The sequence below is a fragment of the Sphingopyxis sp. LC81 genome, from assembly GCF_000756375.1.
In the GTDB taxonomy this organism is placed as follows: Bacteria; Pseudomonadota; Alphaproteobacteria; order Sphingomonadales; family Sphingomonadaceae; genus Sphingopyxis.
In genome coordinates this window covers 32,996-58,572 of sequence record NZ_JNFD01000007.1, presented here as the reverse complement: position 1 = coordinate 58,572, position 25,577 = coordinate 32,996, and the positions used below count along the sequence as shown (strand labels likewise).

General features: G+C 66.2%; 23 protein-coding genes. 5 read left to right on the top strand and 18 right to left on the bottom strand.

The genetic code is table 11. From position 1 onward, the window contains the following. Nucleotides 1–3 precede the first annotated feature (3 nt). The 18 genes from FG91_RS04320 to FG91_RS04240 all read right to left on the bottom strand — a co-directional run bounded on the left by FG91_RS04320 (nucleotide 4) and on the right by FG91_RS04240 (nucleotide 17,540). Entirely contained in the window at nucleotides 4–1,749 is a 1,746-nt protein-coding gene (locus FG91_RS04320) for a relaxase/mobilization nuclease domain-containing protein (protein WP_037512790.1), read from the bottom strand. A gap of 219 nt (nucleotides 1,750–1,968) precedes the next feature. After that, on the bottom strand, nucleotides 1,969–2,676 hold the full coding sequence (locus FG91_RS04315; protein ID WP_052187303.1) for a lytic transglycosylase domain-containing protein: 708 nt from the start codon (nucleotides 2,674–2,676) through the stop codon (nucleotides 1,969–1,971). A gap of 3 nt (nucleotides 2,677–2,679) precedes the next feature. After that, the gene (locus FG91_RS04310; RefSeq protein WP_037512440.1) at nucleotides 2,680–3,012 is read right to left on the bottom strand and encodes a DUF736 domain-containing protein; all 333 of its coding nucleotides are present in this window, start codon (nucleotides 3,010–3,012) and stop codon (nucleotides 2,680–2,682) included. After that, nucleotides 3,009–3,575: a S26 family signal peptidase gene (locus FG91_RS04305; protein WP_037512437.1), complete on the bottom strand. Its 567-nt coding sequence runs from the start codon at nucleotides 3,573–3,575 to the stop codon at nucleotides 3,009–3,011. Before FG91_RS04305 ends, FG91_RS04310 begins: the two co-directional genes overlap by 4 nt. Continuing rightward, nucleotides 3,572–4,075, bottom strand: a complete 504-nt coding sequence (locus FG91_RS04300; protein WP_037512435.1) for a DUF2840 domain-containing protein — start codon at nucleotides 4,073–4,075, stop codon at nucleotides 3,572–3,574. Before FG91_RS04300 ends, FG91_RS04305 begins: the two co-directional genes overlap by 4 nt. After that, the gene (locus tag FG91_RS04295) at nucleotides 4,075–4,326 is read right to left on the bottom strand and encodes a helix-turn-helix transcriptional regulator (protein WP_037512433.1); all 252 of its coding nucleotides are present in this window, start codon (nucleotides 4,324–4,326) and stop codon (nucleotides 4,075–4,077) included. Before FG91_RS04295 ends, FG91_RS04300 begins: the two co-directional genes overlap by 1 nt. 103 nt (nucleotides 4,327–4,429) lie before the next feature. Next, nucleotides 4,430–4,918, bottom strand: a complete 489-nt coding sequence (locus FG91_RS22240) for a DUF2285 domain-containing protein (RefSeq protein ID WP_235211937.1) — start codon at nucleotides 4,916–4,918, stop codon at nucleotides 4,430–4,432. Nucleotides 4,919–5,006: 88 nt separating this feature from the next. After that, nucleotides 5,007–5,210, bottom strand: a complete 204-nt coding sequence (locus FG91_RS04285; protein ID WP_037512783.1) for a transcriptional regulator domain-containing protein — start codon at nucleotides 5,208–5,210, stop codon at nucleotides 5,007–5,009. 137 nt (nucleotides 5,211–5,347) lie between these two features. Then, complete coding sequence (locus FG91_RS04280) at nucleotides 5,348–5,665, bottom strand: DUF736 domain-containing protein (RefSeq protein ID WP_037512781.1); 318 nt, start codon at nucleotides 5,663–5,665, stop codon at nucleotides 5,348–5,350. Between the two features lie 324 nt (nucleotides 5,666–5,989). Beyond that, a complete protein-coding gene (locus FG91_RS20835) occupies nucleotides 5,990–6,430 on the bottom strand; it encodes a hypothetical protein (protein ID WP_052187301.1) in 441 nt (146 codons plus the stop codon). Nucleotides 6,431–6,553: 123 nt separating this feature from the next. Beyond that, on the bottom strand, nucleotides 6,554–6,718 hold the full coding sequence (locus FG91_RS22175; RefSeq protein WP_162835110.1) for a hypothetical protein: 165 nt from the start codon (nucleotides 6,716–6,718) through the stop codon (nucleotides 6,554–6,556). A gap of 474 nt (nucleotides 6,719–7,192) precedes the next feature. Further along, nucleotides 7,193–7,513: a DUF736 domain-containing protein gene (locus FG91_RS04270; protein WP_037512432.1), complete on the bottom strand. Its 321-nt coding sequence runs from the start codon at nucleotides 7,511–7,513 to the stop codon at nucleotides 7,193–7,195. A gap of 227 nt (nucleotides 7,514–7,740) precedes the next feature. Next, the gene (locus tag FG91_RS04265) at nucleotides 7,741–8,523 is read right to left on the bottom strand and encodes a sulfite exporter TauE/SafE family protein (protein WP_037512774.1); all 783 of its coding nucleotides are present in this window, start codon (nucleotides 8,521–8,523) and stop codon (nucleotides 7,741–7,743) included. After that, nucleotides 8,520–10,100: a bifunctional protein tyrosine phosphatase family protein/NAD(P)/FAD-dependent oxidoreductase gene (locus tag FG91_RS04260; RefSeq protein WP_037512430.1), complete on the bottom strand. Its 1,581-nt coding sequence runs from the start codon at nucleotides 10,098–10,100 to the stop codon at nucleotides 8,520–8,522. Before FG91_RS04260 ends, FG91_RS04265 begins: the two co-directional genes overlap by 4 nt. A gap of 29 nt (nucleotides 10,101–10,129) precedes the next feature. After that, nucleotides 10,130–11,059, bottom strand: coding sequence for an MBL fold metallo-hydrolase (locus tag FG91_RS04255; protein WP_037512428.1), 930 nt, complete (start codon nucleotides 11,057–11,059; stop codon nucleotides 10,130–10,132). Nucleotides 11,060–11,104: 45 nt separating this feature from the next. Continuing rightward, complete coding sequence (locus tag FG91_RS04250; RefSeq protein ID WP_200878403.1) at nucleotides 11,105–13,888, bottom strand: M14 family metallopeptidase; 2,784 nt, start codon at nucleotides 13,886–13,888, stop codon at nucleotides 11,105–11,107. Nucleotides 13,889–13,947: 59 nt separating this feature from the next. Then, on the bottom strand, nucleotides 13,948–15,402 hold the full coding sequence (locus FG91_RS04245; protein WP_037512426.1) for an amidohydrolase family protein: 1,455 nt from the start codon (nucleotides 15,400–15,402) through the stop codon (nucleotides 13,948–13,950). Between the two features lie 338 nt (nucleotides 15,403–15,740). Then, the gene (locus FG91_RS04240; RefSeq protein WP_200878402.1) at nucleotides 15,741–17,540 is read right to left on the bottom strand and encodes a CIA30 family protein; all 1,800 of its coding nucleotides are present in this window, start codon (nucleotides 17,538–17,540) and stop codon (nucleotides 15,741–15,743) included. Nucleotides 17,541–17,743: 203 nt separating this feature from the next. Between FG91_RS04240 and FG91_RS04235 the strand changes: the two genes are divergently transcribed. The 5 genes from FG91_RS04235 to FG91_RS04215 all read left to right on the top strand — a co-directional run bounded on the left by FG91_RS04235 (nucleotide 17,744) and on the right by FG91_RS04215 (nucleotide 25,576). Further along, nucleotides 17,744–19,030, top strand: coding sequence for a dicarboxylate/amino acid:cation symporter (locus tag FG91_RS04235; RefSeq protein ID WP_052187300.1), 1,287 nt, complete (start codon nucleotides 17,744–17,746; stop codon nucleotides 19,028–19,030). Between the two features lie 2 nt (nucleotides 19,031–19,032). Further along, nucleotides 19,033–19,497: a RidA family protein gene (locus FG91_RS04230; protein WP_037512767.1), complete on the top strand. Its 465-nt coding sequence runs from the start codon at nucleotides 19,033–19,035 to the stop codon at nucleotides 19,495–19,497. 197 nt (nucleotides 19,498–19,694) lie between these two features. Next, nucleotides 19,695–22,775, top strand: a complete 3,081-nt coding sequence (locus tag FG91_RS04225; RefSeq protein WP_052187299.1) for a TonB-dependent receptor domain-containing protein — start codon at nucleotides 19,695–19,697, stop codon at nucleotides 22,773–22,775. 97 nt (nucleotides 22,776–22,872) lie between these two features. Next, the gene (locus FG91_RS04220; protein ID WP_037512424.1) at nucleotides 22,873–24,327 is read left to right on the top strand and encodes an amidohydrolase; all 1,455 of its coding nucleotides are present in this window, start codon (nucleotides 22,873–22,875) and stop codon (nucleotides 24,325–24,327) included. Between the two features lies 1 nt (nucleotide 24,328). After that, nucleotides 24,329–25,576, top strand: a complete 1,248-nt coding sequence (locus FG91_RS04215; protein ID WP_037512422.1) for an amidohydrolase family protein — start codon at nucleotides 24,329–24,331, stop codon at nucleotides 25,574–25,576. Nucleotide 25,577 lies beyond the last annotated feature (1 nt).

Genomic DNA, 25,577 nt, shown 5'->3' with positions numbered 1-25,577 from the left:
TTTCTAGATGCCGATGCCACGGCCCAGCGCCCAATCGACCGAGCCGCCGGGCGACATGGTGCCGGTGATGTGCTGGCCGAGATGGCGGTCGAGCGCGGGGCGCCAGGGTACGAGCTGGAAGCCCAGCCCATCGTCGATCATGGCGAAGCGCCCCGATGCGAGGGTCACCCGCTCGCGGTAAATGCCGCTCACATATTCGCCGGCGGCCGAGGGCCGGGGCGAAAGGCCCGTCCGTTCGGCAATCGATGCGGTGGCGGCGTCGAGCTCGCGCGACGCGAGCTTGTCGATGAGCCCCGTCGCCAGGGTCAACCGCCCGCCGCTTCGCGACGCGAGCCCCTGTTCGACGAGATAGCGCGTCCGCTCGTCCATCGCCTGGCGGATCTCGAGCCCGAACCCGTTCCCGCAGAGGGCCGGGTCGCGCGCGACGAGTTGCCGGTCGAGCCAGGTGGCGCCCGGCGCCGTCACCTGCGATACGAGCGGCAGGTCCGAGCGGGTCGCGAGCGACAGTCGTGTGCGCCCCTTGCCATCCTCCCAGCTGCGCAGTTCGACGATCGCGCCGGGCCTCGCGTCGCCGGTCATCTCCAGGTCGTCGAACCGGATATGGTGCGTGCGCCCATCGGCGCCGTCGACGATCGCATAGGCATTGCCCGCAAGCTCGTCATGGAGCCCCCGCTCGACGAGCCGGCCCAGGATTGGACTCCCGGGCACGCCATCGTGAAGCGCGAGCGCGGCGGGATCGAAGCGGCCGCCGCCGCGCGACAGCGCGCGGTGCATCGTCTTGATGATGTCGCCGCGCACCGCGACCTCGCGGAGCGTCGTCTCAGCGCCGGCACCAAGCGACCAGAGCCCTGCACATTGCCGTTCGGCGAGCCCCATCTGCTCGAGCTTCGCTGCGCGGCCGACGAGCAAGCCATGCATCTTCCGGTCTTCGCCCGTCGCTGGCCGAAGATCGACAACGCCGCCCGCATCGTCCGCCATCCTCTGCAGCCGGACATCCAGGCTCGTCCAGCGCTCGGCATCGACTTCGCGCGCCAGGGCGTTCTGGATGTCGAACTCGCTGCGCGGGCCAAGCTCCAGCGTTGCCGAGACTTCGGCCCGCCCGCGAATGCCGGCGGCAATATAGCCGCGGTCGATGACGAGATCGGAGCCATCGTCGGCGACGCCGCGCACGAGAATATGGATGTGGGGATTGTCGGTGTTCCAATGGTCGACCGCCACCCAGTCGAGGCGGGTATCGAGATCCTTCGCCATGTCGGTCATGAGGTCGCGGGTGAAGGTACGAAGGTCGCCGAGATCGGCCGCGTCCTCGGGGCTGACGATCAGCCGGAAATGATGCCGGTCATCCTCGCAACGCTCGGCGAACGCATCACGATCGGCCGCGTCGCCGTCCGCGTCGAACATGCTTGCATCACGGCCGTCGCGGGTGACGCCGTCGCGCTCGAGATAGCGGATGTGGCGCGCCAGCGGCGCGGCGCGAAACCGCGCGCCCTGATGACGGACGACGCGCGCCATGACGGTGACGCGCCGGGCACCCGGCTGGCGCTGCATCGCGGCCATGGCCCGCCGGCCCCGGCCATGTGCGCCGGTTCCGCCGCCAGAGCCTCGGCCGGACCGCGAGCGGGTATAGCCCGATCGGGCGGCGGCCTTGCGGACCTGGGCCGCGAGCCGTTTGCCTTTGCTCGCCGACCCCGCCCCGCGATCGCGGCTCCGTCCCGGCCTGACCCGGAATTCTCCGTCGTCACCGCGCATGAGGATCGGTGCCATACGAAAAGGGCGCGGAGACGCCCGCGTTCCTCCGATTTGTATGGCTGATTTCGGCAGTGCCATACGCGCAAGGCCGCAGGAAACCGACCATCCCGTGCCCGAAGCTGGCACGGCTTTTATCTTGCCCTCCCGAATTTCCCTTGCTGCAAGGTTGCGGAACCCGGGAACCAGACCCTCGGCAAACAGCTTCAAGACCGCGGGACCTCACCGGTCGGGCCCCACGGACAGGGGAATGAAGAGCGACGCACCTGCTGCGGGAGCAGGCCCGGCCGGTCCCACCGGAGGTACAGGATCGGCGATCTGGAACGACGGTGCTCGCTCGGCGAAGAGCGCGGCTTCGCGCCAGCCGGGCCTTGGCGACGGCGCCGCGACGGTAGCCGTTGCGCTTTCCGGCGCGTGCAGTTCGGGCGCGATCTTTGCAACATATGCGATTGTCTCGGCGGGGAGTCCGCGGCGTCCCGATGCATAAGCATCGGCGCGGCCCGGTCCCGCATTATAGGCAGCGAGCATCAACCGGACATCGCCAAAGCGATCCCACATCGCGCGCAGATAGGCCGCGCCGGCGAGGATATTTGCGCGCGGGTTGAACGGATCGGGGCCGAGCCGGTGGCGCGCGGTCAACGATGCCCAAGTGGCGGGCATGATCTGCATCAGGCCCATCGCACCCGCGTGCGAGACGGCGCCAGCTTTCCCCCGGCTTTCGGCGTGCATCACGCGCCAGATCCAGAGTTCCGGAATGCCGAAGCGCTGTGCCGCTTCGGCGACCGGCGCTGCAAAGCTTTGGCCACCCGGCTGCACCGCGGCGGCAGCCGGCGCGCAAGTCAAGGGCAAGACGAGCGCCGCGGGCAGCGCACCGCATGGCGCGGCGAAGCGCAGTGCGAGGCCGCCGGCGGCACGCAGCAGCCGTACCATGGATCAGTTCCCGCCCTGCGGTTCGGGGCGCGACCAGAGGAGCGAAAAGCAGCCGAGATCATCGCCAAGACGCACCATGTTCGCGCGCAGCGGGGCTGCAAGGCTCGGGTCGTCGATCTGCAGGGCGATATAATAGCCGCGCGATCCCGCGCGGTCCCAGCCGGCGCCGATCTCGGCGCCGAGCGCCGGATCGCCGATCAGGATTCGCCACTCGGGCGCATTTTCATTTTCAGAGAAGGGCGCCTTCACGAGCGTGATCGGCGCATCAAACGCGAGTGTTTTGATCGAGCCCGTAAAACCTGCCGCGGCTTTCCCGCGCATCGTACCGATGATCATCTGTCCTTCTCCTTCGTGGTGATGGAAAGTGCGCCGGCCGCTGTCCCGGCATTCGAGCGCGTGAGAACCGGATGCGCGGTGCCGATCAGGCCCGCAGCCGAAACCGGTCCGAAATAGCGGCCATCGAGACTGTCTCGCGCCGCATTGACGAGGAAATATTCACCGCGCCCGACGACCCGGCAGCCGCCCCAGACAGGCAGCGGACGGTTCGCCCGGTCGCGCGCCAGCGCGCGGGCGACGCCTGCCCCATTGACGGTGACAAAGGTGCCGGAACGGCAGACGAGGGCGCCGGGGAGGCCGACAACCCGCTTCAGCAGCGGCACGCCCTGCGGCAGATATCCGCGCCGCGTCAGGAAAGCCGCGAGCGCGGGCGGCGGGGCGATGGCGACCAGGTCGCCGAGCCGCGGCTGCGCGCCGGCGTCGATCCTGTAGAGTCCCGTCGGCGCACTGGCGCTCGCATTCCAGAGGAGCCGCGGCGCCGGCTTCAGCCAGGCGACCGCCGCGAACAGGGTGCCGAACAGCGTTGCGGCCGCCGCCGTGGCGTGAAGCGCCCGGCGGTTCATGACTCGACTGCCCGGCGGCGAAGCCATGCCGTGTGGCGGTCGATGCTATAGGGCCGGAACGGCAAGCCGGCTGCGATCCGGCTGCCCACATGGCGCCAATGATCGGGCGCCGCATCGCACGCGTCGATGCCGGCGGCTTCCACCGCATCGATCGCCTCAAGCACCTTCTGCACTTTCGGCCAACCGTCGATGCGCGCCAGGATTTCGGCGCCGGGGCGAACGAACGGCAAGGTGGCATAGGGTTCGCCGAGCGCCGTTGCGGCAGCGATTGCTATATTCGAATGGATGGTGCCGAAGTCGTTGGACGTCCAGCGCACGAAGGCGAAGAGCGCGCCCGGACGAAACATGACGATGCGCGTGCGGCGGCTGACGATGCGCTCGGCCGCGACGCGGCCGAAGCGGATCCATTGCTCGGTACGGCCCGCGATCCAGGTCAGTTCGACCTCGGTCAACGGCAGGCGCGCCGCTATTCCCGCCCCGGAGAGACTATGGTCCGGCATCAGCGGCGCACCGGCCGTGCTGGATGGACGGTGCCCTTGCCCGGATCCGATGTCGAGCTGCGGCGGCCGATCTCGGCCCAGGCGTCGAGCTCTTCGATCGCATAGACGACGCGTCCACCGAGCTTGCGGTACGTCGGCCCCGTGCCGTAGCAGCGGTGCTTTTCGAGGGTTCGGGCCGAGAGGCCGAGATGCACCGCAGCATCGGGGGTTCTGAGGTAGCGCGGGCCAGCCACGGGAAAGGGGGAATTCATTCGCGTGCTCCTTCCAGCTGCCGGGCCGGAAAAGCCGGTGCGGCGGGTCGTGGAGCGTCGTGGCGCGAGGAGGTCCGGGAGGCGGAGCGGCTAAAAGGCGCGGCTATTTTTGTCGCCCCGACGGGCCGGCGAGGAGCGCCCGGTAGCCGCCCTGCATCAGGGCGCGCGCTTCCTCGATCAGCCGCTGGGTCCGCCGACGTTCGGACGAGGATTTCCATTCGGCGCCGCGCCCGACCGACAGGCCCGGATAAATGATCCGGCGCGCGACATCGTGCGACGTGACACCGCCGCCCTCCGGCCCCTGCATCAGATCGAGAATGGCGAGCATGGTGCCGAGACGATGCGCCTGATAAGCGGTCGGCAAGAATCCCGCCGGCGCCCGGCCGGTCGCACCACCCCTCCATGAATCGAGCCTGCCGGCCGCCGCGCGGCGCAGGTCGACCAGACCATCGTGAAGGATCAGGCTCGCAAGCGGGACACCAGGATCATCGATGCGAAGCCACAGTCGATGCCATTCGCCGCCGCCGAAGAGTACGAGATGCCTCCCATCGGGCAATGTCTGATCGGCCGCGACAGAGTGCGCAGGCCACACCGCGAAGGGTGCGCCACCGCATCCCGGCGGCGCGGCATCGAATATGTTGGTGTAACCACAGAAGGCGGCCGACCAGAGTGCCGGGCTGTCACGCGCGGAGGCAGTCGGCGAGCAGGGGAAAGCAAAGACCCCAACGCCGGGCCACCACCTCCCGCGCCGCCGCGTCGCCGCGCCGGGCGCCGGACATGACCCTGTCATGGTCTTGGGAGTAGGCAGGATTGCGGCGCAGAAACTCCTGCGCGAAGCCCGGAAAATCGAGCGGCGCCCGCTGCGTGATCTGAGATCCGGTCATGTCTGCCACTGCCGCCTCTTTCAGGATGACGGCAGCATCGCGATCGCACCGGGCCAGCCTATTCCAAGATGGCAGGAGGCCGCTCCCCAGAAATGGGTATCCCGCCCGGCAGCACCTGCCGGGCGGGATGCGGCGGCTCAATCTCCGCCGCGGCGGGTCTGGCGGCTCCAGACCAGATCGTGCGCATCGTCTTCGCCGGCGAAAAGCTGGGCGAAGATGGGCGCAGCGAAGCTCGGATCGTCGAGCTTGACCGACAGATAAGCGCGCTTGTCCTGCGTCTGCTTTTCCCAGGCCGCGCCGACCTCGGCCTCGCCGATGAAGACGCGATGGCTCGGGGCGTTGCCGCTCGGCTTGTCTTCGGGAACGATGCGAACCGATTTCGCCTGCACCGAGAGGGTGATGATTTGACCCCGATATTCACCGGAGACCTTCTTGAACGTGCCGATTCTGGCCATGATGCTTGTCCTTTCCTTGGGGTCGGGCCGCACCAGCGCGGCCTCGATGCGCATCGGCGGCCGGCAAGGGGCCGGTGCTGCAGCCGCCAGGCCCGAAGCGAAGCGAAGGACGGCGCGGTCCGTCTTTCTTGTCTCGCGAGGAACGGCGGCACGCCGGGGGAAGAAAGTCGGGCAAGCGCCGTTGCGGCAATGCCGGACCAGCGTCAGCGGCTTGGCGGCAGATCGCGCATCCCGAGAGGCCGGGCTGGTACGGTCCGCAGCCGGAAGGTGTCATATGGCCGGGTCGCCTGTGACGAAATATTTCGGGGCTTCGCGAAACTCCTCCTATCGGAAGGTCGGATGCCGCCGTCGTCCGCCAGAAGATGGCTGGTCTGCCACCAGCAATCGCCAACTGGCACGGGCGGTCAGGATCCCGAAACCCACGATGAAAGGAATGCGCCAAACCCCGTCGATATCGATGATGTGTGCCAGCGCCGCCCCCACCTCCATGCCTGCAACGCCGGCAGGAATAGCAAACAGCGATATGATCAGAAGGCGCACATGGGGAGAACCGGACCGGGCCAGCAGCACCCGTCCAGTCTGATGAAGGACGATAGCCGTTATCGCTCCGATCGCAATTGCTGCCGCCAATCCAAACCCTTGATCGCGAAGGAGGAAGAAGGCGGAGACGCCGAGGCACACAGGCAAGGCCAGCGAAGCCAGGCGGACCATCAACCAGGCGAGATAGAGGGCGGCGGCAATGCCGAGGATGATCATCAGGGTCATGGGTTTCGTCCCGCCGGATGCACGCACCCCGGGCGCCGCAGCATGACCTGCGGGTTCGCCGGGGCAGAATGGGGACCCGGGCGGAACCGCGAGCGGTTCTGTCCCGGGCCGGGATGGACGAAATCAACGACCGAACGGATCATATTCGCAGACGATCGTTTCGGGATCGCCGTCAAACTCGTCGAGCGGCATGACCGAATATCCGGCGCTGGTCTCGACGAGGATGATCACGGTCATCATCGTGCGGGCGAGGTTCCAGCCGAGCGATTGGGCAGTGGAAAGCGGCATGGGATGAACTCCTGTCCTTGGGAGCGGGTCCATTCCCGCTCGACAGGCGCCCCGCCGGACGGGGACAGGCTGCAATCACCGCGAGCAAAGCCGCGGCCCGAGCGAAGCGTCGGGACCCCTTGCGGGTTGATTGAAGGAGGCCTGGCCCCGGCCAAGGGACCAGCGGCAATCGAGAGCGGGAATGGAGCCGCTCCCGTGCGGCGGACAGCCACGCCCGACACACCCCGGTTCGCCGCCGCGTTCCGGCATCGCTGCTGGCCGGTCCTCGGGACATCGAATCCCCCGACGCTCCTGCGAGCAGGTCCTTCACGACTCCCTATGCCCCCCGACGAAAGGGAGGCGGCGACGGATCGAAGTGCCATGATATGGACGATAGCGGGACGAGTACGGAAACAGGCGGCTATTCACACCGCCTGTCTTCGATTGCCGCAAATGAAGAAGCGGCTCCACCCGAAGGTGGAGCCGGGATGCCGGTCAGGCCGGCGGATTCCAGATGATGACCTTCTTCATCGGATCGTCGCCGGGGGCGTTGGCGACATTGCCGTAGATGGTCCCGAACTCGGGGGCCGACATCGTCACCGACACATATTCAGCGCCGTTGGCCTGCGAAAAGCGCTTCCAGCCGGCGCCGAGCTCGAAGCCATTCTTGCGGCTGATGACGCGATAGTCGGGTTCGCTGTCCTTGGCCTTGCGGCCGTTCGGAACGATCGCGATCGGCGCGGTGACATTGAGGGTCGCGAGCGTGCCCTCGAAGCTGCCGTCGGCCTTGACGGTGAGATTTGCGATGGTGGCCATAGGTTGTCTCCTTGGTTGGTCGGGGCCATCCCCGATGGAGCCCAACCAAGGGGCCGGGAGCCGCCGTCACCGGAGCGCAAGCGAAGGGCGAACCCCCGGAGGGGGTTGACGGATGAGGCGATCCGAGACCCGCAGCAGGCGACAAGAGGGAATGGCCCCGACCAACCGCGGAACCATTGCCCTCTGCTTCATCGGCGCAAAAGAGACGGCGGAAGGCCGGAGCGATGCTACAGAAGTGCGCTCGCGCTCCTGAACAGCATATAGCCAGCAACAGCGAAGATCAGGCCGGCAAAGATGGCGACCAGGCTACCCCGGTTCGAGAGTATCCGTGCCGCCCGCGTGCCGGCAATCCCGCCAAAAAATCCACCGGCGATGAAGATCGCGGCCAGTTTCCAGTCGACCAGTTCCGACGCAGCATAGCTCAGCGCGGTGGTCAGCCCGAAGGCGGTCACCGCGACAAGACTGGTGCCGACCGCATTGAGGATTGGCATCTTCGTCGAGGCAATCAGTCCCGGCACAATGAGGAAGCCGCCGCCTATTCCAAAAAAGCCTGAAATGCCGCCGGTGCCGAGACCATAGCCGAGCACCGCGGGTGCGTTGTGGCGGTTGCACGCGGCGCCCTCGATGCCGGGATTGTTTCGCCCGCGCAGCATCAGGGCGCCAACGACGAGCATCAACAGCGCGAACAGGAAGAGCAACTTCTGCCCGTCGATCGCCTTGCCGACTATCGAGCCTACAAGCGCGCCGACGATGCCGCTCCCGGCATAGAGAAAGCCGCAGCGCCATTTGACTGTACCCGCCCGTGCGTGCTGGGCTAGTCCCGAGGCAGCGTTGGCGGCAACCGCGAGCGCGCTCGTCCCGATCGCGACATGCGGGTTTGAGACCCCGACGAGATAGACCATCAGGGGAACCGCGAGGATCGAGCCCCCACCCCCGACGAGACCGAGGGTAAAGCCGACAATGCCGCCCGACAGCGCGCCGAAAAGATATTGGATCGTATCGAGCGTCACCTGCCCCGACCGATCGGCTCGGGTGCCGCGAGCCACTCGCGACCACGCAGCATGCCGTGCCAATAGACGGGCGGCAGGATCTTCTCCTTGAGCAGCCAGGACAGGCGCGACGGGCGGGTGCCCTCGATCAGCCATTTGGGGAAGGTCGGGAGCAATTTGCCGCCATAGCCGAATTCGGCAAGCACGATCCGGCCCGCTTCGACGGTCAGCGGGCAACTGCCATAGCCATTGTAGGCGGCGACAGGCGGTGCGCCGTCGAGCGCCGCGAGTATATTGAGCGCGACAACCGGTGCCTGCTTGCGCGCCGCCGCCGCCGTTTTGGCATTGGTGGTCGCCGCGACGTCGCCGAGAGCGAAGACATTGGCGTGAACGGGATGCCGCAGCGTCGTCTCGTCGACCGCGACGAAGCCCGAGGGCGCCGCGAGCGGGCTCGATGCGATGAAATCGGGCGCGACCTGCGGCGGCACGACATGGATCATGTCGAAACGCTCCTCGACGCGGCGGACCGTGTCACCGCGGCGCTGCTCGAACAGTGCCACCTTCGCGGCGCCATCGATCGAAACGAGCCGCGATTCCATCTGCAAGTCGATTCCGTAACGTGCGACATAGGCTTCGAGCGCGGGGACATAGGCCGCGACGCCGAAGAGCGATGGCGTCGCGGTATGAAATTGCACCGCTGCCTGACCGAGCGTCCCGCTGCGTTCCCAGCGATGGCACGACAGATACATCGCCTTTTGCGGTGCGCCTGCACATTTGATCGGCATCGGCGGCTGGGTAAAGAGCGCCCGCCCGCCGCGGAAGCGGCGCACCAGCCGGTCGGTATAGGGGGCGAGATCGTAGCGATAGTTGGACGTCACGCCGTCCGATCCCAGCGCCCCGGCCAGCCCCGGAATGGCATCCCAGTCGAGCTTCAACCCCGGGCAGACGACCAGTGCCCGATAGCCGATCACCCGTCCGTCAGCGAGCGTGACCCGATCGTCGGCGGGATCGAAAGACACCGCCGCGCCGCGGATCCATTCGGCACCCTCGGGGATCAGCCCCGCCTCGCCGCGCCGCGTCGCCTCGGCCGCAAAGATGCCTCCGCCGACCATCGTGAACCCGGGCTGGTAATAATGATCCTCGCTCGGTTCGACGATCGCGATCGACACGCCCGAACGGCGGCGCAGGATGCTCGCGGCGGTCGCGATCCCCGCGCTGCCGCCGCCGATCACCACGACATCGTAACGGTCAACGCCGCCATCGCCGCCGCACGCGGCCGCCATACCGGCGAGTTGCTCGGAACGCGCGCCCGAGCGGCAATAAGCGAGTATCGGCGCGGGGAGGTCGGCGAGCGCGCGCGCCATCGCGGCGGCATCGCCTTCGCCAATCGATCCCGGCACGACGGGGATGTGCACGAAGCGAAGGCCATGCGCTTCGGCCGCTGCGGCGACTGCGGCCGCCGTGGGCTGGCCCGGCTCCTCGCCATCGGGGCGATTGCAGACGATCGAGCGAAATCCCGACGCGGCGAGCCCCCCGACATCGGCGGGGTCGATCTGCGGCGACACGCGAAGCGTCGGGGTCAGGGTCCTGATGGTCATAATCTCTCCGTTCGTCGGGGGGCCGGCGCTTACAGCCGGTCGACCGGTATCTTGAGGTAGGCGACGCCATTGTCCTCCGCAGGCGGCAGCCGTCCCGCGCGCATGTTCACCTGCACCGCCGGCAGCAGCAGCGCGGGCATCGAAAGCCCGGCGTCGCGCGCGCGCCGACGCGCGACAAACTCCTGTTCCGAAATGCCCTCGCGCGCGTGGACGTTTGACCTGCGCTGCTCGGCAACGGTGGTTTCCCACCGATGATCCTGCCGCCCGGCGGTCAGATAGTCGTGACACATGAAAAGCGGCGTTTCGGGCGGAAGTTCGAGGATGCGGCGAAGCGAGCGGAAAAGCAAAGCCGCATCGCCGCCCGGAAAATCGGCGCGCGCCGAACCATAGTCGGGCATGAACATCGTATCGCCGACGAAGACGACGTCGCCGATGACGTATGCGACGCACGCCGGCGTATGCCCGGGAACATGAAGCACGGTGACCGGCAACTCGCCGATCGCGAAGTGTTCGCCGTCGGACCAGAGCCTCCCGAAGTCCGAGCCGTCGCGGCGAAACTCAGGTCCGGCGTTGAAAATGTCGCCGAACACGGCCTGCACATCGCGGATATGCTCGCCGATGGCGATCGTCCCGCCCAAGGTCTTCGCAAGCCAGGGCGCCGCCGACAGATGATCGGCGTGGGCGTGGGTCTCGAGCAACCAGTCGAGGATGATGCCCGCGTCGCGGACATAGGCGACAACGGTCTCGGCTGATGCGGTCGAGGTCCGCCCCGAGGCCGCATCATAGTCGAGGACGCTGTCGATCACCGCGCCGCGCATCGTCACGGGATCGTGGACGACATAGCTGATCGTCGAGGTCGCGGGATCGAAAAAGGCGCGCACGGCTGCGCGCGCCTTGGCCGCCCCGATCAACTGCTCGCGGGCTGCCGCAAGCGCGGCGTCTTCGCCCGCCCCGCTCATGACGACACCGGCGCGAGAGGCAGGCCCCGGATTGTCGTGCGGCCCTCAGCGCCGGCCATGGTCGGCACCCAGATAGATGGCATTGAACAGCAGCTTGAAGGCGCCGTGCGTCTGCGCGCGAAGCGCGACCTCGGGTCCGAAAAGGACAATGCGGCCCTTGCCGCGGTCGACCTCGACGATCGCTGCCGCACCATCGAGCCGCTCGAGTCCATGCGCCCAGCCGCTGCGCAGCTTCGGGACGCCTGCGAAACGCACCGGGACCTGAACGCCGGCAGCGCCTGGTTTGAGCTTCCACACCGGACTGTCGTCGAAGAACAAATCGACCTTTCCGGACAGTCCGTAGGTCAAGGGCGACGCGGGATCGACCGACGCCTCGACCAACGCGCCCGGCACATAGAATTTGCTGCGCGGCGGGCGGGCGCTCTTGCCGTCGACCGCTTCGGCGACCGCGTCCTCGACCGGCAGGCCCATCGCCTGCGCCACCGCCTGCGCCGAGCCGCCCATCGCGATCAGCGAGCCGCCCGCATCGACGAATGCTCGCAAGGCCGGGATCGTCTTTTCGGCGCTCACCGTCCCGAGCCAGCCGCGATATTCGGCCGGGATGTCTTCGGGTTTCGGTTGTTTGTCGTCGCCGCGCCCGCGGAACATGCCGTCACCGCTCGCGCGCGCCGTCTGGAGCTGAAAGGCAGCGTGCGGCAGGATGACGACATCGAAATCCTTGCGCAGCTTCCCCGCATCGAGCTGCTGCGGATAGACGATCGTGAAGGGGAATTCATGCTGGTCGAAGATCCAGCGCATCCACCCGGTCGGCATGAGCCCGCCATAGACATCGACGAGCGCGACGCGCGGCCGCCTCATGGAAGTGCGCTCGCCGGCCGGAGCCGCCGACACACGCTCGACATCGAGCCCGAGCTCGGAGGCGGCGCTCTCGACGATGCGCGTCGCGGCCGGGGACGCGGGCACCCAAAGCGCGCCGGGCTCGGCGACGCTGCCTGCGACCGATACCGGCTGCGACAGCCACGAGACGGGCTGACCGACCTTCAGCAGGCGATTGGAGAGGATAAAGCTGTTGTTCGCGCCGTGACCGACAAGGTAACCCGCCTTGCCTTCGCCGACGATCCGCCCCGGACTGTTCGAAAGCAGGGTCGAGACGCGCTCGGACGACACATCGAGCGGATCGAGCACGCGGTCGAATCCAATCCCCATCTGGATGGCGGGGGTATAGCCCGTCGCGTCGGCGGGCGGGATCGGCGGGCCGCCGGGATATTCGAAATTCTCGGGATAATCCTGCGGCTCGAACATATCGAGGATATGCGGGCGGTACGCTTGCGCGGTGCGGACGAAATAGGTGCCTGCAGGATATTTTCTGCCGTTGGCGGAGAAGGGCGCGCTGGCGCGATCGACATCGACCCCGAGCTTGATCAGTGCGTTGAGGAAGCGGACCGCGGTCGGATAGTCGCGCTGGCCGGGATCGATGACATAGGCGCGCGCATCGCGGTTTGCCGGATTCCGCATGACGGCTTCGTAAAATCGAGGTTCGATCGAACTGCTGCCGCGCGTGCGCGTCGCGACGGGCTTGGCCCCGGTCGCCGCCGAGGCGGTATGCATCTCGGCGACCCGCGTCGGGGTCATCGTCCAGCTATCCTCGCTGCCGCGCGCGATGCTGTTCGCGCCCATGCGATAGATGTTGAAGAGCAGCTTCTCGCGGTTCGCGGCGGCATAGCTCAGCACCGCGCGATTGATCGTCATGCTATATTCGAGCGACTGACCGATATGCCATTTTTGCGGCGCGATCGGTGCCGGCTGGTTGTTGCCGGGAAGCTGGCGTTCGGGAACGAGCTCGATGTCGATCGGCACCGGCTTGCCGATCGTCTCGGTGAGGATGCCGATCGCATTGTGGAAATAGGAGATCGAGCGGAGATTGCCATTGTACCAGGTGTCGTAGTGCGCCCCGTCGCGTGAGGTGCCACCGCGCTTGCCCTCGGCGAGGAGGCGCGACTGCATGGCAGCCCCGACCTCTTCGAGGCTCGTCATCACGAGCGGATCGAAGTTGAAGTTGAACGGATCGCGGAAGGGCGGAATGAAGACGACGGTGCCTGCCGGGCCGGTCTGGTGCTGGTTGAGCACGACCTGCGGACGCCAGTCGCGAAAGAGGACGCGCGTGATATTCTGCGTCTCGGGCATCTCGGCCATGTAGAAGTCGCGATTGTTATCGTGGCCGACATAGGCGTGGTAGAGCTTGGGCAGGCTTTCGAAGCCCGCCTCGCGCTTCGCCGGATCCTTGATCCGCATATACCAATTGGCGACCAGTTCCTGCCCGTCGGGATTGTTGGCGACAAAAAGGATGATGACATTGTCGCGGATGCGCTTCGCCTCGGCGTCGTCGCTATTCACAAGGTCGTAGACCTGCTGGATGATCGCCGAATGGGTCAGCGTCTCGCTCGCATGGATGCCGCCGTCGACCCATATCACCGCCTTGCCTTCAGCGGCGAGTGCGCGCGCTTGCTCGTCGGTCAGTCCCTCGGCGCGGCCGAGCCGCTCGGAGATATCCTTATATTTGTCGAGCAAAGCAAGATTCTCGGGCGAGGAGACGATCGCCATGAGCTGGCGCCTTTTCTCGACCGTCGGACCGATATCGACGAGCTTGATCCGGTCGCTGACTTCGGCGAGCCGCTTCCAGTAGATCGCCGTCTCGCTGTAGCTCGCGACATAGCGGTCCTCACCCATATCGTGCCCGAGCACCTCTTTCGGCGTCGGGACGGGGCCCGCGATCGCGGCGCTCGTCGTTATCAACCACGCAAAGGCGGTAACGGCAGCCAGTTTCTTCACAGGCGATACTCTTTTTCTGGTGGCGGTCGCGGTTGGCGATCGCGCGATGGGGCAGCGCATCACTTCACGTCCGCCGGAGGCGACGGCTTGACGAGCGGCGTGGAGATATGGCGCGGAGTAACCAGTCGGCCGCTCTCGATCAGCCACTGGCCATCCTTGATGACATGCTCGACGCGCGACAAATCATCCAGATTCTCGTCGGGTCGCCCGTCAACGACGATAATGTCGGCGAGTTTTCCGGGCTCGACGCTGCCAAGTTCGTCGCCCATGTCGAGCAGCCGCGCGTTGACGATTGTTCCTGCCTTAAGTGCGTCGATGACCGAGTAGCCGCCGCGCACGAACCACTTGAGTTCGGCGATATAGCTGTTGGGCACCATCAGGCTGGCATCGCCGATCGAGTCGGTGCCGATACCCATGACGATCCCGGCCGCCTTCATCTTCTTGAATTCGTCGAAATTGCCCTGGCTGGTCATCGTGAAGCGGCGCGAGGTCGAGCCGTAGAAGCCGCCCGCGCGGTCGAGGAGATTCTGATAGACCTGCAGCGTCGGGACCGCAGCGATTTTCTTCTTCGCCATCTTCGCAATCGCGGCATCCGATCGCGGCAGCGGATGCTCGATCATGTCGATGCCCGCGTCGACCGCCATTTCTGTGTAGATGGTCTCGCAGTCGCAAGTGACCTTGAGGCCGAGCAGGTGCGCTTCGCCGATCGCGGCGCGCACTTCGTCGGGCGCGAAGTGGCTCGCGATCTTGATGACGCTCGCGCCCTCCTTGAACGCCTTGCGCACCATGGCACGCCAGGCGTCGGGTCCGTCGACCTCCTTGGCATAGTCAGGGCCGTGGCTGGGGATCACCGGCCGCTCGGTTGCATGACCACCGGTGCCGGTGATGATCCAGCCCGCGGCGAAGACGCGTGGTGCCGGGATCATGCCGGCCGCGCTCCATTCACTGAGCAGGAAGGGCGCGTTGCTGACGCCGTTGAGGTCGCGCACCGAGGTGAAGCCGGATTCGAGGAAATAGCGAAGGTTGCGCTGGCCGCGCAGCGTCCCCGCACCCTCGCTACCCTGTTCGTCGAACGGCGAGGCGCGGTCGGGATAGGTGACGTGCGTGTGCATGTCGATCAGCCCGGGCATCACCGTCTTGCCCGCGGCCTCGATGATCCGCGCGTCGGCGCCCCAGCCGGTCGCGCCGGGCGGCAGCACGGCCTTGATACGATTGCCCTGGACGACGACCGTCGCGGGGCGCACGTCTCCGCTCACCGCGTCGAACAACCGTCCGCCGCGAATGACGAGTTCGGGACCTGTTTCTGGGGCGGGCTTCATCGGGATACGCACGGGATCGCCGCTCGTCCGCGCCTCGGGCGCGAGGAGCGGGCGGCGGTCGTTGAGCTTCGGAACCGACTCGCCGGCGGGCGTCTGCGCAGCGGATATCGTCGAAATGCCGAGAAGAGCAGCCGCGGCCGTGGCCCCAAGACAGGTCCTCGCAAGGGAGGACTGGAAGGACAGTTTAGCATTCATGGCGGGCGGCGGCTCCTTTGTAGTGAGGGCAGGTTCTTGATTCGGCCTGAAAGACCCGCCCTCGTGGGTAGAGACGCAACCGGGCGGGACGACCCCACCAGACTTTTTCAAACCATGGAGATTCCCTGCCGTCACCTCGTCCGGCGAAGTGCCAAGTTGCCGAGACATCGCGGCGCGCTCCACCGCCACCGCGCGCACTGACGCAACAACTCGTTGAGGATCAGGATACGCGAGCGCGCCGCGATGATACGCGGATGCAGCGCAGCACGAGCTATTCTCCCGCGCAGCAGCACGGGGTTATGTAAAACAGCTATCGCGACAAGTTAGCCGAAGCCGGATCAGTAGAAGCCGAGATTGTCCATTTCACCCCAAGCGCTGGCGCCCGCTTCGCGCTGGACGACAACACCGACCTGGACGAGATCATCGCCGCGCCATGAAGGCGGATCGCCGCGGCCGGGCCGCGTCGGAACGAGCGCGGCAAAGGGTATGCGCAACTCGGACCATCCTTCCTTGGCCTCGATCGGCGCGGTGAATTCGCCGGCGAGCGTGTTGACGACGAGGAGATAGCGGCCGGCGCCGCGCATATCGAGCCGGACCCCCTCGAACTTGCGCGCATCGACCGGGCGCACCGAACCGCGGCTGAGCGGAACAAGAACACCACCCTCGGGCTTGTCCTTGAGGGACATCTGCACCGCAAAGGCGAGCGCCGAGCCGTTGCCGCCCGAGTGCGTCACGCGGTTCGTGACTACGGACGAGCGCTCTACACCGCCGTCCATGTCGGTGAGGCGCAGCGTGTCGAGCGAGCTGCGCCCATCGGCGCGCTCGAAATCGTCGATCAGCGCGGCGGCGGGCGACGCGGAAAGCGCGTTGGCCAAATTGCCTGCCGGCAGTTTGACGCCGCCGCCATGGACGAGCTTGCCGTCGACGAATACGCGATCGATCTTGTTGACGTCGCCGATTGCTTCCCACGGCTTGCCGTCGATGAGGACGAGATCGGCGCGCTTGCCCTTCTCGATCGTGCCGCGGTCACTCGAAAGCCCGAGGGCGAGTGCGCTGTTCGACGTGCCCGCAAGCAGCGCCGCCTTAGGCGTCAGGCCAGCCGCGACAAGCAGTTCCATTTCCTGGAGCGTCGACACGCCATGTTTCGCGCCGCCGATCCCTGCGTCGGTCCCGACCGCGATCGTTACGCCAGCGGCGAAAAGGTTGCGGACATTCTCCTCGGCGAAGCCATATTTGCGGATGCGCTGGCGCGTCGCGGCATCGTCCTTGCGCCCGGGGCCCATCTCGTCGGGCTTCAGCTGATAGATGGCGAGCGTCGGAGCGTAGAAGGTCCCCGCTTTCTTGATCCGGGCGATCGCGGCGGCGTCGAGCACGCCGTCCTGGATGCTGTGCGCAATCACATCGACGCCCGCGTCGGCCGCGATCTTGCCGCGCTCGACGGTCACCGTGTGGGTGAGGACACGCTGGCCATGCTTGTGGGCTTCGTCGGCGAGCGCGGCGAGCGTCTCGACATTCATCGAGGTTTCCTCAGGCAGCTGGCCATAGCGCCAGCCGTCGGCAAACGCCTTGACATAGTCGGGGCGATAGACCTGAAGCGCCTGTACCTCGCGCCGCGCGCTCTCGGCGGTTGCGACCCATTTGGTGGTATTTGTGTCCGCCCAGTCGGCACCGTGACCGCCCGGCGTACTCATGCGCGCGACGAAATTGACGTGCGGCGCGTAGATATCCGCGAGCCAGGCGCGGCGCGGCGCGAAGGCTTCGGGCTGCTGGTGAAAATCATTCACCGTCGTCACGCCGCTCGCCAGATAGGCGTTGGCGATCTGCGGGAGGGCACCGGGCGACCCAGAGGGCGACCAGTGGGTATGGACATCAATGAAGCCCGGGAGCAGTGCTTTGCCGTCGGCACGCACGATTTTTGCTCCCTTGGGAACCCTGACGTCAGCGCCCACGGCCTCGATCCGGCCGCCGCGCACAACGACGGTGCCACGATAGGGCTCCTTGCCGGTCGCATCGAAGATCGTCGCGCCGGTGATCGCGACCACGTCGCCGCCCGGTTCGGCAAGCACCGACTGGCTCGCCCAGCCAAGGCCGGCGGCGATTGCCGTTCCTGCTACGAGCATCTTCCGAAAACTGGCCACGCGCGTCTCCTCGATTGTCTGAATATCACCCTGCCCTGCTGTGACGCAGGCGCGGCGAATGTCCCCACCATCCCGCTCGGTCCGGGCCCGCCATGTCGCAACAAATTGTCCTTGTCGACTGCATTGCTGCTGCGGAACCGCGCCGCGCCTGCGTCTCTGCTTCCTGTACGCCCCAGCGGGGGCGAAGCCGGAACGGGACAGTCATGAACAGAGCATTCGCCTTCATCCTCATCTTTGCCATGGTAGCGGGCATCGCGGCGGGCTGGTTCGTCAATTCGCACTTCCCAGCGGCAAAGGCCGCGGAAATCGCGGACAATCTTTCGATCCTCACCGACCTCTTCCTGCGACTGATCAAGATGATCATCGCACCTCTGGTCTTCGCGACGCTCGTCGCGGGGATCGCCCATATGGAGGACGCCGCCGCGATCGGCCGCGTCGGCGCGAAGACGATGGGCTGGTTCATCGGCGCCTCGATCGTGTCGCTCTCGATCGGGCTCGTCATGGTCCATCTGCTCCAGCCCGGCGCGAGCCTGGCGCTCGACTTGCCCACCGGCGGCGCCGCCGGCGTGGTCGCGACGGGCGACTTCTCGCTCAAGCAGTTCGTCACGCACCTCATTCCGCAATCGATCGTCCAGGCGATGGCCGAGAACGAAATCTTGCAGATCGTCGTCTTCTCGGTTCTCGTCGGCTCGGCGGTGGCGGCGATCGACGACAAGGCGCCGGCGGTGCTCGCGCTCGTCGAGCAGGTCGCCGCGATCATGCTCAAGGTGACCGGCTTCGTGATGAAGACCGCGCCGATCGCAATCTTCGCGGCGCTCGCCTCGACGGTCGCGACGCAGGGCCCGGGCGTCCTTGTGACCTATGCAGGCTTCGTCTCGGGCTTCTATCTCTCGCTCGGCGTGCTCTGGCTCGTCATGTTTCTCGCAGCACTCGCGATTATCGGCGCGCGCGCGTTCGGTCTCTTTCGCGGCATCCGCACACCGGTCCTCCTCGCCTTTTCGACCGCGAGCTCGGAGGCAGCCTATCCGAAGACGATGGAGGAGCTGGAGCGGCAGGGCGTCAACCGGCGTATCGTCTCCTTCGTCCTGCCCTTGGGCTACAGCTTCAACCTCGACGGCTCGATGATGTATTGCACCTTCGCGGTCCTCTTCATCGCGCAGGCCTATGGCATCGACATGAGCATCGGACAGCAGATCACGATGCTGCTGCTCCTGATGGTGACGTCGAAGGGCATGGCAGGTGTGCCGCGCGCCTCGCTCGTCGTGATTTCGGCAACGCTCGCTTATTTCAAGCTGCCCGAGGCGGGGCTGCTCCTGATCCTCGCGGTCGACCATCTGCTCGACATGGGCCGCTCGGCCACCAACGTCGTAGGCAATTCGGTCGCCGCCGCGGTCATCGACCGCTGGGAAGGCCGCCGCATGGCGTGCGAAGCCGCCGCGGGCGAACCCGCCCCCACCGAACAATTGCCCTCACTTGCAACCAAGGAATGAACATGCCCAATATCGAAAGCCGTCTCGCCAGCCTCGGGATCGAGCTGCCCGACGTCTGCCCGCCCGTCGCCAACTATGTCTCGTCGACCCGCTCGGGGAATATCGTGCAGATATCGGGACAGCTCTCGACCCATGCGGGTGGCGGGATCAAGGGCACCGTCGGGGCCGACTGCAGCCTCGCCGACGGCATCATCGCCGCGCGGCTCTGCGCGATCAACCTCATCGCCCAGTTCAAAATGGCGGCGGGCGGCGACCTCGACCGCGTCGCGCGCGTCCTGAGGCTCGGCGGCTATGTTCAGGCGGGCCCCGAATTTTACGAAATCCCGTCCGTCATGAATGGCTGCTCCGATCTCATCGTTGACGTCTTTGGCGAGGCGGGCAAACATGCGCGATCGGCGATCGGTGTCTACCGGCTGCCGTTCAATTTCGCGGTCGAGGTCGATGCGGTCATCGAGATTGTCGATTAAAATAATAGACAATCATCCTTAGGCTGCTATGGGCTCTCCCCACATAAAATTGCCTTCGGGCGCAACCGGTTGAAACTTTCTGCCGAATCGCGGTGGGGATATCGACCGGCATTGCGTCAAAGCGAAATGAGATGGGCGTCAACGACCCATCCGCGCGCATGGAGGACGACACAGGGTCGACAACAAGGGGACATTGCATGCTTAAGCTTAACTTGCCGCTTCGCCGGGCCTTGCTGCTCGCTTCCTCGTCGCTGTGCCTTGCGAGCGCCGGCACCGCCTTTGCACAGGATGCCGCTTCCGGGGAGGCCGCTTCGGCCGATCCCGCAGGTTCCGAAATCGTCGTGACCGGCAGCCGCATCGCCGGGTCGAAGATCACCGAGGCGCTTCCTGTCACTGTTGTCGGCGAGAGCGAGATCGCTGCCACCGCAGCGGTCTCGGGCGACGACCTGTTCCGCTCTATCCCGCAGATGGGCGATGTCTCGTTCAACAGCAGCAACGGCCAGACGAGCAGCAACTTCGCGCGTGGCGACATTGGCTCGGTCGACCTGCGCGGACTCGGGGTCGGCAATACGCTGGTGCTTCTCAACGGCCGCCGGGTCGTCCAGCATCCGGGCAGCCAGGCCAGCGCGTCGCTCGCTCCCGTCATCACCTACAATACGAATGCCATCCCCGTGTACGGCGTCCAGCGCGTCGAAGTGCTGCGCGACGGTGCGGCGGCGCTCTACGGCACCGACGCGGTTGCCGGCGTCGTCAACACGGTGCTGCGCGACAATATCGACGGCGGCAGCCTGTCGCTCCAATATGGCGGCGGCGAAGGCACGGGCCTGCGGGAATTCAACGCCTCGGGTTATCTCGGCAAAGACCTCGCCGAGAACCGCGGCAATATCTCGCTGCTTTTCAACTATACGCGGCGTACCGCGCTGACCTCGCAGGACCAGGATTTCACCGCGACCGGCGATCATCGCGATTTCCCCGATTTCGTGGGCACTGTCTTCGCGGGCAATAATGCGCTCGACGATCGTAGCACGCTGTCGCCATGGGGTGATTTCACGACCGGCGTGCGTGTCCGTCGCGGCGCGACCAATATCACGACCAACGCCGGCGTCTTCTCGATCCAGCCGACCGCGAACGGCGGCTGCTCGGCGACGCTCGCGGGCGACATCTGCATCGACGACGGCACTCGCGCCACGACCGGTGCCGACCGGAATACCCGCTGGAATTCGCAAGCCAATTATCCGATCTCGATCTCGCCGAAGCTCGACCGCGTCAATCTGTTCGCAAGCGGCCATTATGATCTCTCCGACAGCGTGACCCTGTTCGGCGAGGCCGGCTATTATTACGGCAAGACGCGCAGCGTGCAGGACAGTGTCTTCACGATCGGCTCGATCCGCATGTCGATCCCGTCGTCGAACTACTGGAACCCCTTCGGTCCCGTCACCTTCGCCAATGGCAGCGTCAATCCGAACCGCCTCGCGGGCATCGACGCCCCCGCAGCGGGCCTCCCGGTGACGATGACCAACTATCGCTTCACCGACCTCGGGCCGACGATCGTCGATGTGACCAATCGCCAGTATCGCGCATTGCTCGGCCTGCGCGGCGAGGCGCTCGGCTTCCATTGGGAAACCGCGGCGGTCTATTCCGAGGCCTCGGTGCGCGATGTGCAGGACGGGATCAGTGCGACGCTCCTCCAGAAGAATCTCGCCCTCTCGACCCCGGACGCCTATAACCCGTTCAACGGAGGCAATCCCGCCGACCCGACCGGCATCGACACCAGCGCGAGTAACCAGGCCGCGCTCGACGCGATCCGCATCAAGAGCGTGCGCCGCGGCAAGGCAACGCTTGCGATGTGGGATTTCAAGGCGTCGAAGGCCGATCTCTTCGCGCTGCCAGCGGGCAATGTCGGCATGGCGATCGGCGGCGAGATCCGCCGCGATTCACAGCTCGACGACCGCGACGAGCGCGTCGACGGGACGATCAAATGGACCGATACCGTCACCGGCGTCGTTCAGGACAGCGACCTGTTCGGCGTCAGCCCGACCCCGGACACCAAGGGTTCGCGCACGGTCTTTGCGGCCTATGCCGAGCTCGCGGTGCCGCTCATTGCACCCGAGATGGAAATCCCGCTCATCCGCAGCCTCGAGCTTCAGCTCGCAGGTCGCTACGAGCATTATTCGGACTTTGGCAGCATCGCGAAGCCGAAGGTGGCAGCCGCCTGGGACCTGTTCGAAGGCTGGCGTATCCGCGGCTCGTGGGCGCAGGGCTTCCGCGCGCCGAACCTTGAACAGACCAACGCGACGATCATCACCCGCGGCAACAGCCGCACCGACTATATTCGCTGCGAGGCTGACCTGCGCGCGGGTCGCATCGCGACCTTCGGCAATTGCGCCCAGAGCTTCGTGACCACAGGCCGCCGGGCGGGCAACCCCGATCTCAAGCCCGAAACCTCGACCACCTTCACGGTCGGGACCGTGCTCCAGCCGCCAATCTTCAACAGCGGCAGCGTGCGCACGACTTTCACGGTCGACTATTGGCAGGTGAAGCAGAAGGGCATCGTCGGCGTCTATGGCGAGGGCAATGCGCTCATCAACGACTATCTCCAGCGCCTCCAGGGTTCGACCGATCCCAATGTCGTGCGTCTCGCGCCGACCGCCGACGACATCGCCCTGTTCGCCGGAACGGGCATCGCGCCGGTCGGGCAGGTCCAATATGTCGACGACATCTATCGAAACCTCGAACCGCAAACGGTCCGCGGCATCGACTTCGGCTTCAACCTCTCGGTCCGCGACACCGGCATCGGCACCTTCGACTTCAGCGCCAACGCGGCCTATCTGCTGAAATATTTCCGCGACGCCTCGCCCGACATCCAGACCCTGCTCGATGCGCGTGCGGCGGGGACGATCAACGTCGACACGATCATTCCCGAAGGCGGCAGCCTGATCCGCCAGGACGGGCTTCCCAAATGGCGCGGCTCGGCCTCGCTGACCTGGAAGCTCGGCCAGTTCACCGCGGGCGGCTTCGTGAGCTACACCGGAAGCGTGCTCGACAATGATATTTCGGTGAACGGCGAGAATCTGCTGCTCAAAGCCTATACGACCGGCAATCTCTATCTCCAATATGACCTCAAGGGCGGCTTCACCGACGGCACCCAGCTCAGGGTCGGCGTGCGCAACATCACCAATGCGCGGCCGCCCCTCGATTCGAGCGCCTTCGGCTATATGGGCTCGCTCTATTCGCCGAACCCGCGCTACTGGTATGCGAGCGTGAAGAAGAATTTCTGAACCGCCTCCCGTCCGGCCGCCGCGCATTCGCGCGCGGCGGCCGGATTGCCGCCCTTCCCATCGTTTCCGACAAGGTGATCCCGGCGTGACACGACATATGCCCGATACTTGCCCTCCGCCCCGCGCCCGCCGCGCCGCCCGCGCCGCGCTTCTCGGCACCACGCTCGCGTTCCTTGCGGGCTGTGCTGCCGATGCCTCCTCGGCACGGCCCGCCGATGCCCCGCCGCCGCCCGTGGAACCGGCGGCTGCGCCGGCGCCCGCCCCGTTCGCGAGCACCTATCAGCCGCGTCCCGCCGCCGACACCGCCATCGTCGGCGCATCGATCCTCACCGGCACCGGCACACGGATCGACAATGGCACTGTGCTGATGGCGGCAGGCAAGATCGTCGCGGTTGGCGCCGACATCGCCGTTCCTTCGGGCGCACGCGTCATCGACGGGCGCGGCAAATGGGTGACCCCCGGCATCATCGACGCGCACTCGCACCTCGGCGTCTTTCCCGCGCCCGGCGTCCAGGGCCATGCCGACGGTAACGAGAATATCGACCCCTATACCGCGCACGTCTGGGCCGAGCATTCGATCTGGCCGCAGGATCCAGTCTTCACCAAGGCGCGCGCCGGCGGCGTGACGAGCCTTCTCATCCTTCCCGGCTCCGCCAATCTCTTCGGCGGCCGCGGCGTCAGCGTGAAGAATGTGCCCGCGGTCACCGTCCAACAGATGAAATTCCCCGGTGCGCCCTACACGCTCAAGATGGCGTGCGGCGAGAATCCCAAGGGCCGCTACGGCAGCCGCGGCCGCGCCCCCGCGACACGCATGGGCGAGGTCGCGGGCTTTCGCCGCGCGTGGATCGATGCCGCCGAATATGGCCGCAAGGTCGACGCGTATGAAAAGAAGCGTGCGCGCGGCGAAGGCGGCGAGGCTCCCAAGCGCGATCTCGGTCTCGAAACGCTCGCGGGCGTGCTCAAGGGCGATATTCTCGTCCAGAACCATTGCTACCGTGCCGACGAGATGGCGGTGATGCTCGATGTCGGCCGCGAGTTCGGCTACAAGACGCGCGCTTTCCACCACGCTGTCGAAGCCTACAAGATCGCCGACCAGCTTGCCGCCGACGATGTCTGCGTCGCGACCTGGGCGACACGCTGGGGTTTCAAGATGGAAGCCTATGACGCGATCGAGGAAAATGCCGCAATCCTCAGTAAGGCGGGTGTCTGCGTCGCGATCCATTCGGACGAGCAGCGCCTGATCCAGCGCCTGAACGTCGAGAGTGCAGTCGCACTCGCCGCAGGCCGCCGTGCCGGCATCGACATTCCGCAGGAAGAGGCGATCAAGTGGATTACCCTCAACCCGGCGAAGATCATGGGTATCGCGGACCGGACAGGCTCGCTCGAGCCCGGCAAGATGGCGGACGTGGTCCTGTGGAGCAAAAATCCCTTCAGCGTCTATGCGATCGCCGAGAAGGTCTTCATCGACGGTGCGCTCATCCTCGACACGAGCGATCCGGCCACACGCTACCGAAGCGATTTTGAAATCGGCCAACCGGTCGGGGAGGAATGAGATGCAACGACGGCTCCCGATTTTCACAAGCCTCGCCCTGGCCCTCGCTGCGGCCGCCACACCGGTCGCAGCGCAGACCTTCGCGATCACCAACGCGCATCTCGTGACTCCCGGCCCGGTCGGCGAGGTCGAGAATGGCACGGTGATTGTCCGCGACGGGCGGATCTCCGCGGCCGGAGCGAATGTGGCGCTCCCCGCGGGCATTCGCACCATCGATGCGCGCGGCGCGATCGTCACCCCCGGCCTTATTGCGGTCAATACCGCCCTCGGCCTCATCGAGGTCAGCTCGGTCGACGGCTCGGTTGACAACAAGACGAAGAATTCGGGGATCAGCGCCTCGTTCGACGTTCAATATGGTCTCAATCCGGACTCAACTTTGATTCCGATCGCGCGGCTCGGCGGCGTCACGCACGCCATCGTCATGCCCGACTATGACGACAGCGACCAGGAACGCGAGCTGCCCTTCGCCGGCAAGGCCGCGCTCATCTCGCTCGGCGAGGGTGCGAACATTCTCCACCGGCCCGGCGTTGGGATGATGCTCGAACTCGGCGAGGATGGTGCCGCACGCGTCGGCGGCTCGCGCGCCGCCGAATTCGTGCAGCTTCGCCAGATCTTCGACCTCGCCCGTCAGGCGCCACGCGACGAATATCCCTTCGAGCTCTCGCAGGCCGACGTCCTCGCCCTGAAGCCCGTTCTCGCGGGCACGATGCCGCTGATCGTCGTCGTCCACCGCGCCGCCGACATCCAGCAGGTTTTGAAGCTCGCACGCGACTATAAGCTGAAGATCATCCTCTCCGGCGCCGAGGAGGCCTGGCGCGTCGCGGGCGAGATCGCGGCGGCGAAAGTCCCTGTCCTCATCAACCCGACCTCGAACATTCCGTCGAACTTCGACATGCTCGGTGCCTCGCTGCAGAACGCCTCGATCCTGAAGGCGGCGGGGGTCGAGATCGCGATCGGCGGCAACGATGCGGGGCACCGCGTTCGCGAGATGCGCTATAATGCCGGGCTCGCGGTGTCGCGGGGACTTCCATATGCCAGCGGCATCGAGGCGCTCACGCTCGCGCCCGCGCGCATCTTCGGGGTCGCCGACCAGATGGGCTCGATCGCCCCGGGCAAGGCCGCCGACATCGTGATCTGGGACGGCGATCCTCTCGAGCCGCTCACCCAGCCGACCGCGATCTTCATCGCGGGCAAGGAGCAACCGCTCACGTCGCGCGCAACCGAACTCGGCAAGCGCTACACGCGCTGAA

Bases quoted from the DNA above. Each gene is read 5' to 3' on its own strand.
- FG91_RS04310 (WP_037512440.1), bottom strand. From the start codon at position 3,012: ATGATCATCGGTACGATGCGCGGGAAAGCCGCGGCAGGTTTTACGGGC.
- FG91_RS04260 (WP_037512430.1), bottom strand. From the start codon at position 10,100: ATGACCATCAGGACCCTGACCCCGACGCTTCGCGTGTCGCCGCAGATC.
- FG91_RS04295 (WP_037512433.1), bottom strand. From the start codon at position 4,326: ATGAATTCCCCCTTTCCCGTGGCTGGCCCGCGCTACCTCAGAACCCCC.
- FG91_RS04235 (WP_052187300.1), top strand. From the start codon at position 17,744: ATGAACAGAGCATTCGCCTTCATCCTCATCTTTGCCATGGTAGCGGGC.
- FG91_RS04225 (WP_052187299.1), top strand. From the start codon at position 19,695: ATGCTTAAGCTTAACTTGCCGCTTCGCCGGGCCTTGCTGCTCGCTTCC.
- FG91_RS04270 (WP_037512432.1), bottom strand. From the start codon at position 7,513: ATGGCCACCATCGCAAATCTCACCGTCAAGGCCGACGGCAGCTTCGAG.
- FG91_RS04300 (WP_037512435.1), bottom strand. From the start codon at position 4,075: ATGCCGGACCATAGTCTCTCCGGGGCGGGAATAGCGGCGCGCCTGCCG.
- FG91_RS04220 (WP_037512424.1), top strand. From the start codon at position 22,873: ATGCCCGATACTTGCCCTCCGCCCCGCGCCCGCCGCGCCGCCCGCGCC.
- FG91_RS04230 (WP_037512767.1), top strand. From the start codon at position 19,033: ATGCCCAATATCGAAAGCCGTCTCGCCAGCCTCGGGATCGAGCTGCCC.
- FG91_RS04285 (WP_037512783.1), bottom strand. From the start codon at position 5,210: ATGACCGGATCTCAGATCACGCAGCGGGCGCCGCTCGATTTTCCGGGC.
- FG91_RS04305 (WP_037512437.1), bottom strand. From the start codon at position 3,575: ATGAACCGCCGGGCGCTTCACGCCACGGCGGCGGCCGCAACGCTGTTC.
- FG91_RS04255 (WP_037512428.1), bottom strand. From the start codon at position 11,059: ATGAGCGGGGCGGGCGAAGACGCCGCGCTTGCGGCAGCCCGCGAGCAG.
- FG91_RS04245 (WP_037512426.1), bottom strand. From the start codon at position 15,402: ATGAATGCTAAACTGTCCTTCCAGTCCTCCCTTGCGAGGACCTGTCTT.
- FG91_RS04215 (WP_037512422.1), top strand. From the start codon at position 24,329: ATGCAACGACGGCTCCCGATTTTCACAAGCCTCGCCCTGGCCCTCGCT.
- FG91_RS04320 (WP_037512790.1), bottom strand. From the start codon at position 1,749: ATGCGCGGTGACGACGGAGAATTCCGGGTCAGGCCGGGACGGAGCCGC.
- FG91_RS04315 (WP_052187303.1), bottom strand. From the start codon at position 2,676: ATGGTACGGCTGCTGCGTGCCGCCGGCGGCCTCGCACTGCGCTTCGCC.
- FG91_RS20835 (WP_052187301.1), bottom strand. From the start codon at position 6,430: ATGACCCTGATGATCATCCTCGGCATTGCCGCCGCCCTCTATCTCGCC.
- FG91_RS22175 (WP_162835110.1), bottom strand. From the start codon at position 6,718: ATGCCGCTTTCCACTGCCCAATCGCTCGGCTGGAACCTCGCCCGCACG.
- FG91_RS04280 (WP_037512781.1), bottom strand. From the start codon at position 5,665: ATGGCCAGAATCGGCACGTTCAAGAAGGTCTCCGGTGAATATCGGGGT.